Raw genomic sequence first — 18,206 nt, forward strand, 5'->3', positions numbered from 1 at the left:
TCCGCGAGGGGAGCGAGCGGCCGCCTTTCGCGTGCGCTCAGTGGAAGAAGTGCCGCGTGCCCGTGAAGTACATGGTCACGCCCGCCTCCTTGGCGGCCTCCACGACCTGCTCGTCCCGGATCGAGCCGCCCGGCTGCACGATGGCGCGCACCCCGGCGTCGATCAGGATCTGCGGTCCGTCGGGGAAGGGGAAGAACGCGTCGGAGGCCGCGAACGCGCCCCGCGCCCGCTCCTCGCCCGCCCGCTCGACCGCCAGCTTGCAGGAGTCGACGCGGTTGACCTGGCCCATGCCGACGCCGACCGAGGCGCCGTCCTTGGCGAGCAGGATCGCGTTGGACTTCACCGCCCGGCACGCCCGCCAGGCGAACGCCAGCTCCGCCAGCTCCGCCGGGGAGAGCGCGTCGCCGCTGGCCAGCGTCCAGTTGGCGGGGTCGTCGCCGTCGGCCTGGAGCCGGTCGGCCTCCTGGACCAGCACCCCGCCGTCGACCGGCTTGATCTCGACGGTGGCGGCGGGGCCCTGCGGGGCCTTCAGCACCCGGATGTTCTTCTTCCGGGCGAGGGCCTCCAGCGCGCCCTCCTCGTAGTCCGGCGCCACGATGACCTCGGTGAAGATCTCCGCGACCTGCTCGGCCATCTCCTTGCTGACCGGCCGGTTCACCGCGATGACCCCGCCGAAGGCGGACAGCGGGTCGCAGGCGTGCGCCTTGCGGTGCGCCTCGGCGACGTCCGCGCCGACCGCGATGCCGCACGGGTTGGCGTGCTTGATGATCGCCACGCACGGCTCGTCGTGGTCGTACGCGGCACGGCGGGCGGCGTCCGTGTCCGTGTAGTTGTTGTACGACATCTCCTTGCCGTGGAGCTGCTCGGCCTGCGCGAGCCCCTCGGCGCCCGGCTGCACGTACAGCGCGGCGGGCTGGTGCGGGTTCTCGCCGTAGCGCAGGGTGTGCGCGCGGTCCCAGGTGGCGCCGAGGAAGTCGGGGAAGGAGGAGTCGTCGGCCGGGGCGTACCCGGTGGCGAACCAGTCGGCCACGGCCACGTCGTACGCGGCGGTGTGCCGGAACGCCTCGGCGGCGAGCCGCTTGCGGGTGGCGAGGTCGAAGCCGCCGTCCTGCACGGCGCCGAGGACGTCGGCGTACCGCTCGGGGCTGGTGACCACGGCGACCGAGGGGTGGTTCTTGGCGGCGGCGCGGACCATGGACGGGCCGCCGATGTCGATCTGCTCCACGCACTCGTCGGGCGAGGCGCCGGAGGCGACGGTCTCCCGGAACGGGTAGAGGTTGACGACGACGAGGTCGAACGGGGTCACGCCCAGCTCGTCGAGCTGCTCGCGGTGGCTGTCCAGGCGCAGGTCGGCGAGGATGCCCGCGTGCACCTTCGGGTGCAGGGTCTTGACCCGGCCGTCCAGGCACTCGGGGAAGCCGGTCAGCTTCTCGACCTTGGTGACGGGGACGCCGGCGGCGGCGATACGGCCCGCGGTGGAGCCGGTGGAGACGAGCTCCACCCCGGCCTCGTGCAGGCCGCGCGCGAGGTCTTCCAGGCCGGTCTTGTCGTAGACGCTGACGAGTGCCCGGCGGATGGGCCGCTTGCTGCTCTCGGCGGTGGCGGTCACGGGATAACTACCTTTCGTCCCTCAATGCGATGGCCGTGGCGGGCGAGCCGCCCCACGACCTCGACGAGCAGCCTTCGCTCGACGTCCTTGATGCGCTCGTGCAGCGCGCTCTCGTCGTCCTCGTCCCGGACCTCCACCACGCCCTGCGCGATGATCGGCCCGGTGTCGACGCCGTCGTCGACGAAGTGGACGGTGCAGCCGGTGACCTTGGCGCCGTACGCGAGCGCGTCCCGCACACCGTGGGCCCCCGGAAAGCTCGGCAGCAGAGCCGGGTGGGTGTTGACGAACCGCCCGCCGAACCGGGCCAGGAACTCCTTGCCGACGATCTTCATGAAGCCGGCGGAGACCACGAGGTCGGGCTCATGGGCGGCGACCGCCTCGGCGAGCGCCGCGTCCCACTCCCCCCGGTCCGCGAAGTCCTTCACCCGGCACACGAAGACCGGCAGCCCGGCGCGCTCGGCGCGGGCCAGCCCCTCGATCCCGTCGCGGTCGGCCCCGACCGCGACGATCCGCGCGCCGTACGCCTCGGGCCCGACGCGCTCGATCTCGTCCAGCAGGGCCTGGAGATTGGTGCCGGAACCGGAGACCAGCACGACGAGTCGCCGGACCGCTGGACCGGCGGGGGTGGCGGCCACGATGGGGCCCTTTCTCGGGACGGCGATGAGTCCGGCCGGCGTTTGTACGGTCGTACGAATGCTTCGCCTCCCGCCATACGGGGAAGTCTACGAAGCGGCCGGCCGCCAGCAACGATACCGGCACTCCGGACGGCCCCCACGGGACGGGGGCGTGGCCGGAAGGTAGCGTTCGGGACGAGCCTGCTCGGGAACGCGGTCGCCGTGCGGCGCGTTCACGGGATGACAGCTCACGTCGGACTCCGGATCACCGAGTTGAACCACCTAGGGGAAAGCGCTCCTTTGATGCCCGATCGCAGCCCGCGACTCCTCACGTTCCCGCCGCTTTCCGGCCTGGAGGGCGAGCGTGGCGCCGTACTGCTGCGGGAGCGGCCGGCCTCCCCGCCCCAGACGCCCTCCGGCGGCCGGGGCGACGACGACCACAGTGACGGCCAGAAGGACGACAACCCGTACGCGGCACCGCCCGAGGACCGTCCCGACCAGCCCTGGCGCCCGCGCCACCCCGAGGGCTCCGACGACTCCCGCTGGGGCAGCCAGTGGAGCGACCGCCAGCCCGGCCGGGCCCCCGGCGGCTTCGGCGAGCGCCCCGGCTCCCGCCCCGAGGGCCAGGGCGGCGGCAGCGGCAGCGGCAGGCAGCGCTGGGACCCCACGGACCCGGCCCAGCGCCGTGCGCGGTACGCACTGCTGTCCGGTATGTGGGCCGTCTTCTTCGTCCTCCTCGGCTGGCCCTACGTCTCCCTCCTGCTGGGCGCCCTCGCCCTGTACTGGGGCGGCAGCTCGCTGCGCGCCAAGCCCCGCACCCCCTCGCCCGACGAGCCGGCCGCGCCCCAGGGCGTCCGCCCCCAGACCACGGCGGCCGTCGCCGGCATGGCCACCGCCGCCCTCGCCCTGGTCCTGGTGGGCGCGGTCTTCACCGTGCAGCTCGTCTACCGCGACTACTACACGTGCGTGAACGACGCCCTGACCCAGCAGTCGAAGCAGTCCTGCGACCAGCTCCTGCCGCAGAACCTGCGCGGGGTCCTGGGGTCGGCCAACTCCTGAGAAACACCGCGCCCCGCGCCCGCCCGGCTCAGGGGGAGGAGTCAGGCCCCTCGGGGTCCGGCCCGGCCTCCTGCGTCCGGGTGGGCGTCAGTGCTCCGACGGCCTCCGGGTCTCGGGGCGGGACCACCGGGCCGGGGGGTTCCGAGGGCTCGGCGGAACCGGACTCTCCGGGCTCGGCGGACCCGGAGTCCCCGGGCTCGTCGGCGCTGCCGTCCGGTTCGGTGACGGCGGGCTCCGGCTCCGGGTTCCGGGGGCGGGGTGTCTCCTCCGGGGCGCGCGGCACCGCCGGGGCGTCGGCCGGGTCCTTGGTGGCCTCCGCGTCCGCCCGGAGGTAGTCGTACAGCTCCTCCTCCGGCTCCGGGCCGGGCGCGTCCGGGACCGGCGCGGCCTTGCGTTCCGGGGCGGGACGGGACTTGCGCGGGGGCAGCAGGCCCGCGCGGCGCAGGGCGTGCAGGCGCCAGGCCCGCGCCGCGAGGGCCACCGGGGTACCGGGCAGGAGGACCCAGAGCCCGGCCGCCGGACCGGTCAGCCGGGCCGCGGGGCCGAAGCGGGAGAGGGCGGCCGCGCCCAGCGGGCCGCCGGACAGCGCGGCGAGCAGGGTCAGCGCGGCGGCGCAGGCCAGCGCGGCCAGCGCGAGAACCCCGGCGGTACGCCCCGCCGACCAGTGCAGCCACGGCCGGGCCGGTGTCACGGCCGCCGACGCCACGTACCAGCCCGCCGTCACCCCGGCGGCGACCGGGACCAGCGCCACCGCCCAGTTCAGCGGGGTGCCGGGGCCCGCGTCGGGGACGGCCGCCAGCAGGGGGAACGGGGGCAGCAGCGGGGCGGGGTCCGAGGCGAGCGGGTGCACGACGTGCCCGGCGCCGAGCGCGAAGCCGGGGCCCAGCGCGTAGGCGGCCGCCCAGACGGCCGCGTTGGGGATCAGGGTGACGGCGAGCAGCAGCACCGTGAAGCGTCCGGTCCAGCCTTCCGTCAGCTCGGTGAAGGCCAGCCGGGCGGTGCCGCCGTGCCAGACGAGTGACGCGCCGAGCAGCAGCGCCCCGCCGCCGGTGAGCACGGCCGTGGCCGCTCCGGCCGCGCGGGCGGCCGTACCCAGACGGCGGCGCGCGTCCGCGCCGGACAGCGGGAGGCGCACCCGGCGCGGCAGGAACCGGGGCGGGAGGGGCCGGTGCGGACGGCCGCGGCCCGCCCGGACGCCGACCGCCGCGGCGCCGCCCGCGAGCAGGGGCAGACAGGCCGTCACCCAGGGCCACTCGGGGCGCGGTTCACCCCCGAGGGCGTACAGCGTCGCCGCCGCGCCGACGCCGAGGTAACCGAGGACGACGCCCGTCCACGCGGTGCGCGCCGGGACCGGTGGCGGACCGTCGGGCTCGCCGGACGCGTCGGTGGCGTCCCGCGCCGCCCGGTAGACCAGCCACACCGGCAGCGCGAGCAGCAGCAGCGGGGTCAGCCCGACCGGCTGGGGCGCCCCGGACAGCGTGTCGGCACGGACCAGTTCGACCCCGTGCGCCAGCAGCCACAGCGCCGCCGCGACATGCAGCGCGCCGCCGGGTCCGCTGTCCGGGTAGGGCGAACTGACCCACAGCAGCATCACCAGGGCCGCGCACGCGCCGAGGCCGAGTCCGGCCGCGAGCGCGCCGCTCGCGAGTCCGGCGCCCAGGCCGGGGGAACGGTCCCGCATCCGGGACCGCAGGGACGACGACAGGCGACGGAGTGTCAGCGGCATCACGCCCGCCATGCTCCCAACGACACGCGCTTTCCCGGCGTAACAGGCGAACCCCCGAAGTGTCGCTCAATATATGTTTATGTGCCTTTTCACACAGAGGGGTGAGCTGTGACGCGGAGCACCACCACCCGCCGGGCCCTCACCACGAGCCCGACGGGCACTCAGGAAGCCTCCCTGAGGGGAGAGACGATGCCGACCCCACCTTCCCTGACCCCCGATCAGGCGTTCGACGCGTTGTACGCGTTCTGCGCCCCCGCCCTCGTCCGGCAGACCTATCTGCTCACCGGAAGCCGGGAGTTGGCCCGCGAGGCGGTGGAGCGTGCCTTCCAGTCGGCGTGGCAGCGCTGGCCCGAGGTGGCCCGCGACCGCGACCCCGGCGGCTGGGTCCGGGCCACGGCGTACGAGTACGCCCTCTCCCCCTGGCACGGGTTCCGCCCCCGGTACCGCACCCCCGAGCCCCCGCCCGCCGACCCGGCCGCCCGCGCCCTGCTGCACGCGCTGCTGCGGCTCCCGCCCTCCTACCGCCGCACGCTCGTGCTGTACGACGGCGTCGGCCTCGACCTGCCCGAGACGGCGGCCGAGACCGAGGCGAGCACCCCGGCGGCGGCGGGCCGGCTGATCCGCGCCCGCGAGGCCGTCGCCGCGCAGCTGCCGGAACTGGCCGACCCCGCCACCCTGCACCGGCGCCTGGCCGAACTCGCCTCCACGGAACGGCTGCGCGCCGACGCGCCGAAAACGGTCCGCACCTGCGGCGAGCGCCGCAGCGTCTTCTGGACCCGCGCCGCCATCGCCTTCACCGTCGCCATCATCGGCGCGACCGGCCTCACCCTGCGCACGGCGCCCACGCACTACGAGGCGCCCATCGCCCCCGCCCAGGCCGTCCGCGGGGTCCCCCCGGCCCCCGCCCTCGGCCCGCTCTCGCCCACCGAGCTGTCACTGCGCGCCAAGCTGCGCGCCGAGGCGGGCAGCGGCCCGGAACGGCTGGCGCCGCTGCCCGGCTGAGCCCGTGCGCGGACACGGCGGCGGGCCCGCCCCCGGAAAGGGGACGGGCCCGCCGTCGTGCTGCTGCCGGAGCCGAGTGCCTCAGGCGCTCAGGATCTCCCGCGCCAGCTTGGCCGTCTCGGTCGGCGTCTTGCCGACCTTGACGCCCGCGGCCTCCAGGGCCTCCTTCTTCGCCTGGGCGGTGCCGGACGAACCGGAGACGATCGCGCCGGCGTGGCCCATCGTCTTGCCCTCGGGAGCGGTGAAGCCCGCGACGTAGCCGACGACCGGCTTGGTCACGTTGTCCTTGATGAACGCGGCCGCGCGCTCCTCGGCGTCGCCACCGATCTCACCGATCATCACGATCAGGTCGGTGTCGGGGTCGTCCTGGAACGCGGCCAGGGCGTCGATGTGCGTGGTGCCGATGATCGGGTCGCCACCGATGCCGACGGCGGTCGAGAAGCCCAGGTCACGCAGCTCGTACATCATCTGGTACGTCAGCGTGCCGGACTTCGAGACCAGGCCGATGCGGCCCGGCTTGGTGATGTCGCCCGGGATGATGCCGACGTTGGACTGGCCCGGCGTGATGATGCCGGGGCAGTTCGGGCCGATGATCCGGGTCTTGTTGCCCTTCTTGCCGGCGTACGCCCAGAAGGCGGCCGTGTCGTGCACGGCGATGCCCTCGGTGATCACGACAGCCAGCGGGATCTCGGCGTCGATCGCCTCGACGACGGCGTCCTTGGTGAACTTCTCCGGCACGAAGATGACGGAGACGTTGGCGCCGGTCTTCTCGATGGCCTCCTTGACGGTCCCGAAGACGGGTACCTCGATGGGGGCCCCGCCCTGGCCGTTAGGGCCTTGGGGGACGTCGAAGTCCACGGTCTGACCCGCCTTGCGCGGGTTCACGCCGCCCACGACCTCGGTGCCGTCACCCAGCATGAGCTTGGTGTGCTTCATGCCGGTGGCGCCGGTCATGCCCTGGACGATGACCTTGCTGTCCTTGTTGAGCCAGATAGCCATGGTGTGTTGGTGTCCTCGTCCTGAGTGCTTACTTTGCGGCGTGGGCCAGCTCGGCGGCCTTCGCGGCCGCGCCGTCCATGGTGTCGACGCGCTGGACCAGCGGGTGGTCGGCGTCGGTGAGGATCTTGCGGCCCAGCTCGGCGTTGTTGCCGTCGAGGCGGACGACGAGCGGCTTCTCGACCTTCTCGCCGCGCTCCTCGAGGAGCTGCAGCGCCTGGACGATGCCGTTGGCGACCTCGTCGCAGGCGGTGATGCCGCCGAAGACGTTGACGAACACGGACTTGACGTCCGGGTCGCCCAGGATGATCTCCAGGCCGTTCGCCATGACCTGGGCGGAGGCGCCGCCACCGATGTCCAGGAAGTTGGCGGGCTTGACGCCACCGTGGTTCTCACCGGCGTACGCGACGACGTCCAGGGTGCTCATGACGAGACCCGCGCCGTTGCCGATGATGCCGACCTGGCCGTCGAGCTTGACGTAGTTGAGGCCCTTCGCCTTGGCGGCGGCCTCGAGCGGGTTGGCCGCTTCCTTGTCGTGCAGCTCTTCGTACTCGGGGTGGCGGAACTCGGCGTTCTCGTCGAGCGACACCTTGCCGTCGAGCGCGATGACGTCGCCGGAGGCGACCTTCGCGAGCGGGTTGACCTCGACGAGGAGGGCATCCGACTTGATGAAGGTGTCCCACAGCTTGACGAGGACGTGCGCGACCTTGTCGGCGACCTCGGCCGGGAACTTGGCGGCCTCGGCGATCTCGCGGGCCTTGGCCTCGTCCACGCCGTCGATGGCGTCGATGGCGATCTTGGCGACGGCCTCCGGACGGGTGGCCGCCACCTCCTCGATGTCCATGCCGCCCTCGACGGAGGCGATGGCCAGGAAGGTGCGGTTGGCACGGTCGAGGAGGTAGGAGACGTAGTACTCCTCGACGATCTCCGGAGCGGTCTCGGCGATCATCACCTTGTGGACCGTGTGGCCCTTGATGTCCATGCCGAGGATGTCCGTCGCGCGGGCGACGGCCTCGTCCGGGGTGGCGGCGAGCTTGACGCCGCCGGCCTTGCCACGACCACCGACCTTCACCTGCGCCTTGACGACGGACTTGCCGCCCAGACGCTCGGTGATCTCGCGCGCCGCCTCAGGCGTGTCGATGACTTCACCGGCCAGCACCGGTACATCGTGCTTGGCGAAGAGGTCCCTCGCCTGGTACTCGAACAGGTCCACGCGCTTCCGTCCCTATCAGTGATCTCGCGGTCGTTGGATGCGTGGGCGTGCCGCGAAGGGCAACGTGACGTCCGCTTGTCACAAGGGGTGCGCACACGGTGTCCGAGCGCGCGGCATGTCCGTCTCGCAGGTTATCCCTGCTTGCCGGGGGCCTCTAAATCGCGAGTCACACCCGAGCGGTGATACCTGTCACATGATGCCGCTTTCCCTGACACGCCGTGTCTCCTGGGGTCCATTTGTTCGACCTGGGTGTCCTTCCGGCTTGTCACGCGGTGTCCGGTATGGGCAGCGGGCGCTTCTCGATGGCGGCGGCCATCACCTCCGGGAAGAGGTCCGGGGTGCAGGCGAAGGCGGGCGCCCCGAGGGCGGCGAGCGCGGCCGCGTGCTCCCGGTCGTAGGCGGGCGCCCCCTCGTCGGACAGCGCGAGCAGGGTCACGAACTGCACGCCGGACGCCTTCATCGCCGCGACCCGCTTGAGCATCTCGTCGCGGATGCCGCCCTCGTAGAGGTCACTGATCAGCACGACCACCGTCTCGGCGGGCCGGGTGATCTTCGACTGGCAGTAGGCGAGCGCGCGGTTGATGTCGGTGCCGCCGCCGAGCTGGGTGCCGAACAGGACGTCCACCGGGTCGTCGAGCTGGTCGGTGAGGTCGACGACGGAGGTGTCGAAGACGACCATGCGCGTGCTGATCGACCGCATCGAGGCGAGCACCGCCCCGAACACCGACGCGTAGACCACGGACGCGGCCATCGACCCGGACTGGTCGATGCAGAGGATCACCTCCTTCTTCACCGACCGCGCGGCCCGCCCGTACCCGATGAGCCGCTCCGGCACGATCGTCCGGTACTCCGGCAGGTAGTGCTTGAGGTTGGCCGCGATGGTGCGGTTCCAGTCGATGTCGTGGTGGCGCGGCCGGCTGATCCGCGCGCTGCGGTCCAGGGCGCCGGTGAGGGTGGCCCGGGTGCGGGTCGCCAGCCGCTTCTCCAGGTCGTCCACCACCTTGCGCACGACCGCCCGCGCCGTCTCCTTGGTGGTCTCCGGCATCGCCTTGTTGAGCGAGAGCAGCGTGCCGACCAGGTGGACGTCGGCCTCCACCGCCTGAAGCATCTCCGGCTCCAGCAGCAGCGCGGCCAGGCCCAGCCGGTCGATGGCGTCGCGCTGCATGACCTGCACGACGGAGGAGGGGAAATAGGTGCGGATGTCGCCGAGCCAGCGCGCCACCGAGGGCGCCGAACCGCCGAGCCCCGCCGAACGCTCGCGCCCGGCCGGGCTCTTGCCCGCCTTGTCGCCCCGGCCGTACAGCGCGGTGAGCGTGCCGTCCATCGCCGCGTCCCGGCCGGACAGGGCGACACCGGTGCCGTCCGCCTGGTCCCCGCCGAGCACCAGCCGCCAGCGGCGCAGCCGCTCGGCGTCGCCGTCGAGCCGTGTCGTCCCGTTCGTCATGCCCCCACCCCCGCGAGGTCGTCGTCCGTCGGTCGAGGCCGCTCCGGCGTGAGGCCGAGCAGCAGGTGAAGCACGGGCAGCACGGCGTCCGCGCGTCCGGCGTCCGCTTCCGGCGCGAAGCCGGGCGAGGCCACCGGGTGCGCGGTCCCGCCGGTGCCGCCGCCCTGACCGCGCCGGACCAGCTCGCCGAGGGTCCTGCGCACCCCTGGCTCGTACGCCGAGAAGGTGCGGCGCAGCAGCGGCAGCACGTCGGTGAACGCGTCGGCGGGCACCGAGGTCAGCCAGGCGTCGACCAGCCCGAGCAGCCGCTCGTCGTGCACCAGCAGCAGCCCTCCCCCGCCGCCTCCGACGAACCCCTCGACCCACGCGGCCCCGTCCCCGGGCGGTGTCCCCGGCGACAGGGCCAGCCCCATCAGCCGGGCCACGTCCTCCGCCTCCAGCACCCCGTCGTCCAGCAGCAGCCGGACCGCCCGGCCCCGGATCAGACCGGGCACGGTGTCCCGCCCGGACAGGGTGCGCAGCACCGCCCGCCAGCGGGGCCGGAGGCCGTCGTGCCCGGTGAGCGTCTCCGCCAGGAGCCCGACCGCGCCGTGCACGGCGTCCACATGGCCGCGCATCTCCTGGGCGGCGTCGGTGTCCAGGGTGGCGCAGGCCGGCGGGAGCCCGATGAAGACGCGCTCGGCGAGGGCGGCCGCGACGTCGGCGAGGGCGCCGGTGTCGGTGCCGCGTACGTCGCCGTAGCGCAGCGAGCGGACCAGGGCGGGCAGCGCCTGGGCGAGATGGCCGACGTCGGCGTCCAGCGCCGCGCGGTCGGCGAGCACCCGCATCACCACGGGCAGCGCGTCCGGCAGCCCGGCGAGCAGGCACTGCTCGGCCAGCGCGGTCACGTCGGCCAGCGCCCGCGCGCCGACCGCGTCCGCCTCGGCCCTGGCGGTGGCCGCGCCCAGCACGGTGGTGCCCCACACCCCGGCCTCGGCGACGCGTACCGACAGCTCCGGCTCCCAGCGCAGCCGCCAGGTCTCCCGGAAGGTGCCCGTGCTCCCGCGCGAGCGGGCCGGTTCGCCCCAGCCGACGCCCAGCAGCCGCAGCCGGTGCAGCAGCCTGCCGCGCGCGGCGTCGGTGTCCTTGCGGAGGTCGAGCTCCAGCTCGCGCTCCAGCGCCTCGGGCTTGAGCCGCAGCCGGCGCTGCTCGCGGGCGAGGTCGCGCTGCAGCGGCACGGCGGGCGCGGACTCGGGGACCTCACCGAGGACGTCCCCGACCACCAGCCGGTCCCACACCAGCGACAGCGGCACGTCCGAGCCCTCGCAGAGCACCGCGCGCACGGCGTCCGTGGTCTCGGTGAGGCCGGGCAGTGGGCGGCCGCGCATCACCGCGAGGGTGTCGGCCAGCCGCACCGCCTCGATGACATGGGCGGAGGACACGATCCGGTCCTCCTCGCGCAGCAGCCCGGCCACCTTGGTGAGCCACCGCTCCACCGGCCGGTCCGGGGCCCGGAACAGGTGCGCGTACCAGCCCGGTGAGTCGATCCCGGCGCCGTATCCGCTGGACCGGGCCAGCCTGCGGTGGGTCCAGGGCACCCAGGTCAGGTCGGTCTTGAGCTTGGGGAGGCCCTTGAGAAGAGCCCGGTCGGCGGTGACGGTCGTCCTCGCGCGGAGCGCGGGCACGTGCCAGGCGCCGCAGACCACGGCCACCTCGTCCCCGAACTCCTTGCGGGCGGCGCGGACCTGGAGCCTCATGTACGCCTCGCGCACCAGGTCGCGCGGCCGGCCGCCGTCGCCGTACCGCTCCCGCAGGGCGCCCATGGCGTCCTCCAGCGCGGCGAACGGCGCGAACGGCTCGTCCCGGCCCGGACCCCGGTGCTCGACGGCGTCCTCCCACCAGCGCTCCGGGTCGTCGTACCCGGCGGCCCCGGCCAGGGCGGCGAGCGGGTCCACGCGCGCGTGCTCGGCCTCTGTTTCCTCCGCCGCCTCTTCTTCAAGGTCGCCCGGGTCCTCCTCCCAGGCCAGCGAGTGGGTCGCCGGCAGGTCGATGAAGCGGGCCGGGACCTCGTGTTCCACCGCCCACCGGATCGCCACCCACTCGGGGCTGAACTCGGCCAGCGGCCAGAACGCCGCGCGGCCGGGCTCGTCCACGGCGTGGGCGAGCAGGGCGACCGGCGGGCGCAGCGCGGGATCGGCGGCGAGCGGGATCAGCGGATCGGCCTCGGGCGGTCCCTCGATGAGGACGACGGCGGGCGCGGCGGCGTCCAGCGCGGCCCGCACCGCCCGCGCGGAGCCCGGCCCGTGGTGCCGGACGCCCAGCAGCAGCGGGCCTCCCCCGAACGCCCCGGCCCGGGGCCCGGCCCCGCTCACGCGCTCACCTCGCGGCAGGCCCGGTAGAAGTCCTTCCACCCGTCGCGCTCGCGCACGACCGTCTCCAGATACTCCTGCCAGACGACCCGGTCGGCCGCCGGGTCGCGGACCACGGCGCCGAGGATGCCCGCGGCAACGTCCCCGGCGCGCAGCACGCCGTCGCCGAAGTGGGCCGCCAGAGCCAGGCCGTTGGTGACGACGGAGATGGCCTCGGCGGTGGAGAGGGTGCCGCTCGGCGACTTGATCTTCGTGCGCCCGTCCGCGGTCACGCCGTCGCGCAGCTCGCGGAAGACGGTGACGACGCGGCGGATCTCGTCCAGGCCCTCGGGCGCGCCGGGCAGGTCGAGCGAGCGGCCGAGCTGGTCGACGCGGCGGCTGACGATGTCGACCTCGGCGTCAGCGCTCTCCGGCAGCGGCAGCACCACCGTGTTGAAGCGGCGGCGCAGCGCGCTGGACAGGTCGTTGACGCCCCGGTCGCGGTCGTTGGCGGTGGCGATGAGGTTGAAGCCGCGCACGGCCTGCACCTCCTGGCCCAGCTCCGGGATCGGCAGGGTCTTCTCGGACAGGATGGTGATCAGCGTGTCCTGCACGTCGGCCGGTATCCGGGTCAGCTCCTCGACCCGCGCCGTCATGCCCTCGGCCATGGCGCGCATGACGGGGCTGGGCACGAGGGCGTCCCGGCTCGGGCCGTGGGCGAGCAGGCGGGCGTAGTTCCAGCCGTACCGGATCGCCTCCTCCGGGGTGCCGGCGGTGCCCTGCACCAGCAGGGTGGAGTCCCCGCTGACGGCGGCCGCGAGGTGCTCGGACACCCAGGTCTTGGCCGTGCCCGGCACGCCGAGCAGGAGCAGGGCGCGGTCGGTGGCCAGCGTGGTGACGGCGACCTCGACGATGCGGCGCGGGCCCACGTACTTGGGTGTGATCACCGTGCCGTCCGCCAGGGTGCCGCCGAGCAGATACGTGGCGACCGCCCACGGCGACAGCTTCCAGCGCTCCGGGCGCGGCCGGTCGTCCTGCGCGGCGAGCGCCGCGAGTTCGGCGGCGAAGGCGTCCTCGGCGTGCGGTCGCAACGCCTGCGGCGCCTGATTCGGCATCGGTTCGACATTCGTGGACTGCGTGGACACAGACATGGCTGAGGCCCCCTCCAGCTCGGCCGCGGGTCATCTGGCAACCACCATGCAGCACCCCACTGACAATCGCCCTGACCTGCATGAACTCCGCGCCCGGACGGATTGTCAGTGGTGGGTTCTAACGTCGTTCACATGACTCAGCAGGGGGTGCGCCGGACTGCGGAACAGGTGCTGGCTCTGGCGCCTGACGCAGCGTCGCGCAAAGCGGGAAGCAAACTGGGTGTGGCGGGGCCGTGGTCCGGTGCGGGCAGCGGCGAGGAGGGGGTGGTGTGGGGGCTGTGCAAGGGCAGCGGCAGCAAGCCGTACCAGACGGTGGTGGACCTGTCGGACCCCGCCGGGCCCGCGTACAAGTGCAGTTGTCCGAGCCGGAAGTTCCCGTGCAAACACGCGCTGGGGCTGCTGCTGCTCCAGGCGTCGGACGAGAGCGCGGTGCCCGCGGCGGACGCGGCGCCGGACTGGGCCGAGCAGTGGCTCGCGGGCCGGCGCGGCCGGGCGGAGGCCAGGAAGACACAGGCGGCGGGCGGCCCGGCCGCCGACCCCGAGGCCGCGCGGCGGCGCGCGGAGCGGCGGGACCAGCGGGTCACCGCGGGCGCCACCGAGCTGGAGCGGCGCCTCGCCGACCTGCTCCGCGACGGCCTGGCCTCGGCCGAACGGGCGGGATACGGGATGTGGGAGGAGACCGCGGCCCGCATGGTCGACGCACAGGCCCCAGGACTCGCGGCGCGGGTGCGGGAGTTGGGTGCCATACCGGCTTCGGGCGCGGGCTGGCCGGCCCGGCTGCTGGAGGAGTGCGCGCTGCTCCACCTCCTCGACCAGGGCTGGCTCCACCATGACGGGCTGCCGGACGCGCTCGCGGCCACGGTCCGCACCCGCCTCGGTCTGCCCGCCCCGGCGGACGGCACACCGGTGCGCGACCGCTGGCAGGTTCTCGCGCAGTACGACTCGTCCGACGCCCGGCTGACGACCCGCCGCATCTGGCTGCACGGCACGGACACCGGCCGCACCCGCCTGCTCCTCTCCTACGGCGCGGCGGGCCGGGCCCCCGAACTCTCCCTGCCGGTCGGCATGTCCCTGGACGCGGACCTGTCCGACCACCCGGGAGCGGCCCGGGTCCGGGCCACCCTGGGCACCCGCCACGCGCAGGCGGCACCCGCCACGTCCCGCCCGCCCGGCGTCACCGTCACCCGGGCGCTGTCCTCCTACGGCGAGGCACTCCGCGAGGACCCCTGGCTCGACTCCGTCCCGGTCACCCTGGAGGCGGTCGTCCCGGTCCCGGACGACGGCTCCGGCACCTGGCACCTGGCCGACGCCGACGCGGACACCGCCCTGCCGCTGACCCCGGCGTTCCTGACCCGCCCCGGCCTGTGGCGCCTGGTCGCCCTCTCCGGGGGCGCCCCGCTCACGGTGTTCGGCGAGTGCGGGCACCGCGGCTTCACGCCCCTGACGGCGTGGACGGAGGTCGGCGGCGATCCGGTGAGCCTCAGCTGAGCGCCGAAGTCCCCGCCTCCGCCCACGCCTTCACCGGAAGGGAACCCATGCACCAGACCCCGGACGCGACCGCCCAGGCACCCCACTGGGAGGACCTCCTGACCTCCGCGCTCCTCGGCACCGACCGCCGCCCCCTCCCCATGGACCTCGCCGGCCGGGAGGCACCGGTCGCCCTGCTGGACGCCGCCGCCGTGGCGGCCGTGCGGCGGCGGGCCGGGCTGCGCCCCGGACGCGTGGCCTCGCGGCCGGAGCCCGCTCCCGCCGACACCCGCCCCGCGCTGCCGCCCGCCGCGGCCCACCGGCTCACGCTCCTGCTCGCCGACCGCCACGGCGGAGGCGGCGGCCGCCGCGGCAGCACCCCCGACCTGACCGAACTCCTCCCCCAGTGGCTCGCGGCGGCCAACGCGCACGGGTACGCGGCACCCGCGCAGGCGCTGCCCGCCCTGCTGGACGCCGCGCGTGCCCGTACGGATCTGCGGCCGGCCGCGCTGGAGTTCGCGGGCGCCCGGGCGCTGTGGCTGGCCCGGCTGAACCCGGACTGGCGCTTCGCCCAGCGCTCGGCCTCGGGCGGTGCCTCGGCGCTGCCCGGCCCCGAGGACACCGAGGCGGTGCGCAAGCTGTGGGAGGAGGGCCTGTTCGCGGAGCGGGTGGCCCTGCTGAGCGCGCTGCGCTCCCGTGTCCCGGCGTCCGCGCGGGAGTTGCTCGTGGAGACCTGGGCGCGGGAGCGGGCCGAGGACCGGCTGATGTTCCTGGACTCGCTGCGCGCGGGCCTGTCGGCCGAGGACGAGCCCTTCCTGGAGCAGGCCCTCGGCGACCGCAGCCGCAACGTCCGGGCGACGGCGGCCGAGCTGCTGTCCACGCTGCCCGGATCGGCGCTGGCCGCGCGGATGGCGAAGCGGGCCGCGACCTGCGTGGCCCTGGACCACACCGGCAGCGCGGCGGCGATCGTCGTGGAGGCACCGGCGGCCTGCGACCCGGACATGGAGCACGACGGCGTGGCCGCCAGACCCCCGTCGGGCCGGGGCGAACGGTCGTGGTGGCTCGGTCAGTTGGTGGGGGCGGCCCCGCTCGGCACCTGGCCGGACCGGTTCGGCGGGCGCACCCCGGAACAGATCGTGGCGCTCCCCGTGACGGACGGCTGGCAGGCCGAGCTGCACGCGGCCTGGTGCCGTGCGGCGGTGCGGCAGCGGGACCCGAGGTGGGCGAAGGCGCTGCTGGGGACACCGTCGGCGCCGGACGCGGGCGGGCCGGGCGCGGTGTCCCTGGCCGACCGGGCCAAGCTGCTGGCCGTGCTCGACGCGGACGAACGGGCCTGCTGGGTGGCCGGGTTCATAGCCGGACACGGCCTGTCGGAGGCGTTCCAGCTGCTCGGGGTGTGCGCGCTGCCGTGGACGGCCCCGCTGGGCCGCGCGGTCGTGGACGCCCTCGACATCGCGCGGGAGGCCGGCAGTTACCCGTGGAGCTTCAGCGGGGTGATGGGCCTGGCCGAGCGCTGCCTCGACCCCGCCGAGACGGCCCGGCTGGACAGCCTGCTGACCGTGCCCGGCCGGCGGGAGGACGCCTCCCCCGGCGCCGGGGGCTACTGGACGGAGGCGTTCCAACGACTGGCGACCACCCTGCGCCTGCGCGCGGCGATGGTGCGCGAGCTGGCCCCGGACGGCCGGGCGTGAGCGGGGTCAGCCGGAAGCGGCCGGCTGGCGCGCGTTCGCCCGCACCCACTCCACGATGGCCGTGGTGGTCGCACCCGGCGTGAAGATCTGGGCGACGCCCTTCTCCCGCAGCGGCGGGATGTCCTCCTCCGGGATGATCCCGCCGCCGAAGACCAGGATGTCGTCGGCGTCGCGCTCCTTGAGGAGGTCGATGACGGCGGCGAAGAGCGTGTTGTGGGCGCCCGAGAGGATGGACAGGCCGATCGCGTCGGCGTCCTCCTGGATCGCCGTGGCCACGATCTGCTCCGGCGTCTGGTGCAGACCGGTGTAGATGACCTCCATACCCGCGTCGCGCAGCGCGCGGGCGATGACCTTGGCCCCGCGATCGTGGCCGTCGAGCCCCGGTTTGGCCACCACCACGCGGATCGGACCGGCTGCCACACCCATCACTGCCTCCATCAAGCGACCACCATCAAGGGACCGCGGAAGCGACCGCTTCCGTCCCGTACCGACAAGTACCGCACACCTGGCACGTTCCGCCACCTGTCGCGAAGTGAACGAACGTTATCTCCAGCATCCCGCAGCGGACTGTTTTACGGCAGGCCGCGAGGGGGAAATCACATGGTGGGACATGAGGGCACCTGGGGGACAGAGACGCCCCCCACGTGCCGACAGGAGGTCGGCCAATGAAGGTCACCGGGGTACTGCCACTCTTCCTCCCGATCTGCCGGCGTCTGTGGCCCGGCAGACTGGCCTCCGAGTCCGTGACGCTGGTGAAGGCCACCGCCCTGGAGGCCGCGATCCTCGCCGGTCACATGCTGCTGTACCCGACCGGCCTCACCCAGGAGCGCCGCCCGGCCGCCCTTCCCGCGCCCGCGGGCACGGCGAGACTTCCTGTGCCCGCCGGCCCGCCGGTCGTGCTGCTGCACGGCTTCATCGACAACCGCTCGGTGTTCGTCCTGCTGCGCCGCAGCCTCGCCCAGCACGGCAGGCAGCGGGTGGAGTCGCTGAACTACTCCCCGCTGACCTGCGACATCCGCACGGCGGCCGAGCTGCTGGGCAGGCATGTCGAGGAGATCTGCGAGCGCACCGGCAGCGCCCAGGTGGACATCGTGGGCCACAGCCTCGGCGGCCTGATCGCGCGGTACTACGCGCAGTGCCTGGGCGGTGACGTCCGGGTGCGCACGGTGGTCACCCTGGGCACCCCGCACTCCGGGACACGCGCGGTGCCGCTGGCCAACGCGCACCCGATCGTGCGGCAGATGCGCCCCGACTCCCCCGTGATCGAGGAGCTGGCCCGCCCGGCGCCGGGCTGCCGCACGCGGTTCGTGAGCTTCTGGAGCGACCTGGACTCCGTGATGGCCCCGCTGGAGGCGGCCTGCGTCGACCACCCCGACCTGGAGGCGCACAACATCCGGGTCAGCGGCATCGGCCACCTCGCCCTCCCCGTCCACCCCGCGGTCGCGGCCGGCATACGGGAGGCCCTGGACTCCGAGTCCGCCATGAAGCGGCAGGAGGGCGGCGGCCTGACCGTGGCCTGAGCGGCCGTTTCGGGGCGAATGCGTACGGTCACCGAACGTGAGCCCTGCCGCCCGGGGCGCGCATCAGCCCCCTGGGACACCGCTCACGGCACCGGCCGTCCCCCGGCGCACCGCACCCCCGTCACCTGTACGGACCAGGACACGCCGCGAGCACTCCGTTCGTCGGTGAACCGGTGAAAGCAGGTCCCCCGCCCCGGACCGGAGCGGCTTCACCCCATCGCTCCCCGACTTCCACACCTGGCACACGGAGTGGGCTCCAAAGGGCTGCCACAGGCCGCACACGGGTGACGCAGTGTCACAGATGCTCGAACACTCTTCGAACACAAAGCCAAACTCGCGTCCGGCCAACCCCGAAACACGGCCGAATGCCCGTTTCCCGTCCGCGTG

Annotated in this window: 13 protein-coding genes and 1 pseudogene; 5 read left to right on the forward strand and 9 right to left on the reverse strand. The window is 74.3% G+C overall.

Translation table 11 applies throughout. The features are described from left to right. Positions 1-37: 37 nt before the first annotated feature. Positions 38-1,609 (reverse strand): bifunctional phosphoribosylaminoimidazolecarboxamide formyltransferase/IMP cyclohydrolase, encoded by a 1,572-nt coding sequence (gene purH / locus ABZ898_RS16780; RefSeq protein WP_361658641.1) that lies wholly within the window; start codon positions 1,607-1,609, stop codon positions 38-40. Continuing rightward, positions 1,606-2,244 carry a phosphoribosylglycinamide formyltransferase gene (gene purN / locus ABZ898_RS16785; RefSeq protein WP_361658643.1) on the reverse strand — a complete coding sequence of 213 codons (639 nt, stop codon included), beginning with the start codon at positions 2,242-2,244 and terminating at the stop codon, positions 1,606-1,608. The genes purH and purN overlap by 4 nt, the downstream gene beginning before the upstream one ends. 282 nt (positions 2,245-2,526) lie before the next feature. On the opposite strand from purN, the gene ABZ898_RS16790 reads away from it, so the two are divergent. Then, the gene (locus ABZ898_RS16790; RefSeq protein WP_361658646.1) at positions 2,527-3,282 is read left to right on the forward strand and encodes a hypothetical protein; all 756 of its coding nucleotides are present in this window, start codon (positions 2,527-2,529) and stop codon (positions 3,280-3,282) included. Between the two features lie 28 nt (positions 3,283-3,310). Here ABZ898_RS16790 and ABZ898_RS16795 read toward each other — a convergent pair whose 3' ends face one another. After that, positions 3,311-5,020 carry a DUF6350 family protein gene (locus ABZ898_RS16795; RefSeq protein ID WP_361658648.1) on the reverse strand — a complete coding sequence of 570 codons (1,710 nt, stop codon included), beginning with the start codon at positions 5,018-5,020 and terminating at the stop codon, positions 3,311-3,313. Between the two features lie 189 nt (positions 5,021-5,209). Between ABZ898_RS16795 and ABZ898_RS16800 the strand changes: the two are divergent. Further along, a pseudogene (locus ABZ898_RS16800) lies at positions 5,210-6,010 on the forward strand (RNA polymerase subunit sigma-24); the annotation flags it as partial. A gap of 81 nt (positions 6,011-6,091) precedes the next feature. Here ABZ898_RS16800 and sucD read toward each other — a convergent pair. The 5 genes from sucD to ABZ898_RS16825 all read right to left on the reverse strand — a co-directional run bounded on the left by sucD (position 6,092) and on the right by ABZ898_RS16825 (position 13,141). Further along, positions 6,092-7,009, reverse strand: a complete 918-nt coding sequence (sucD, locus tag ABZ898_RS16805) for a succinate--CoA ligase subunit alpha (protein ID WP_361658651.1) — start codon at positions 7,007-7,009, stop codon at positions 6,092-6,094. Between the two features lie 28 nt (positions 7,010-7,037). Then, positions 7,038-8,219, reverse strand: a complete 1,182-nt coding sequence (sucC, locus tag ABZ898_RS16810; protein WP_361658655.1) for an ADP-forming succinate--CoA ligase subunit beta — start codon at positions 8,217-8,219, stop codon at positions 7,038-7,040. Positions 8,220-8,484: 265 nt separating this feature from the next. Further along, positions 8,485-9,663 carry a VWA domain-containing protein gene (locus tag ABZ898_RS16815; protein ID WP_361658658.1) on the reverse strand — a complete coding sequence of 393 codons (1,179 nt, stop codon included), beginning with the start codon at positions 9,661-9,663 and terminating at the stop codon, positions 8,485-8,487. Continuing rightward, positions 9,660-12,014, reverse strand: coding sequence for a DUF5682 family protein (locus ABZ898_RS16820; protein ID WP_361658661.1), 2,355 nt, complete (start codon positions 12,012-12,014; stop codon positions 9,660-9,662). The genes ABZ898_RS16815 and ABZ898_RS16820 overlap by 4 nt, the downstream gene beginning before the upstream one ends. Then, the gene (locus ABZ898_RS16825) at positions 12,011-13,141 is read right to left on the reverse strand and encodes an AAA family ATPase (RefSeq protein WP_361658664.1); all 1,131 of its coding nucleotides are present in this window, start codon (positions 13,139-13,141) and stop codon (positions 12,011-12,013) included. The genes ABZ898_RS16820 and ABZ898_RS16825 overlap by 4 nt, the downstream gene beginning before the upstream one ends. 132 nt (positions 13,142-13,273) lie before the next feature. Between ABZ898_RS16825 and ABZ898_RS16830 the strand changes: the two genes are divergently transcribed. After that, positions 13,274-14,629: an SWIM zinc finger family protein gene (locus ABZ898_RS16830; RefSeq protein ID WP_361658667.1), complete on the forward strand. Its 1,356-nt coding sequence runs from the start codon at positions 13,274-13,276 to the stop codon at positions 14,627-14,629. A 47-nt stretch (positions 14,630-14,676) separates the two neighbouring features. Next, a complete protein-coding gene (locus ABZ898_RS16835) occupies positions 14,677-16,299 on the forward strand; it encodes a DUF5691 domain-containing protein (protein ID WP_361658669.1) in 1,623 nt (540 codons plus the stop codon). 6 nt (positions 16,300-16,305) lie between these two features. Here the strand turns inward: ABZ898_RS16835 and ABZ898_RS16840 are convergent, their stop codons facing one another. After that, positions 16,306-16,725, reverse strand: a complete 420-nt coding sequence (locus tag ABZ898_RS16840; protein ID WP_361658672.1) for a cobalamin B12-binding domain-containing protein — start codon at positions 16,723-16,725, stop codon at positions 16,306-16,308. A 239-nt stretch (positions 16,726-16,964) separates the two neighbouring features. Here ABZ898_RS16840 and ABZ898_RS16845 point away from each other — a divergent pair, with 239 nt between their 5' ends. After that, positions 16,965-17,819, forward strand: coding sequence for an alpha/beta fold hydrolase (locus tag ABZ898_RS16845; RefSeq protein ID WP_361658675.1), 855 nt, complete (start codon positions 16,965-16,967; stop codon positions 17,817-17,819). Positions 17,820-18,206: the final 387 nt, after the last annotated feature.

The organism is Streptomyces sp. NPDC046860 (genome assembly GCF_040645115.1).
Classification (GTDB): domain Bacteria; phylum Actinomycetota; class Actinomycetes; order Streptomycetales; family Streptomycetaceae; genus Streptomyces.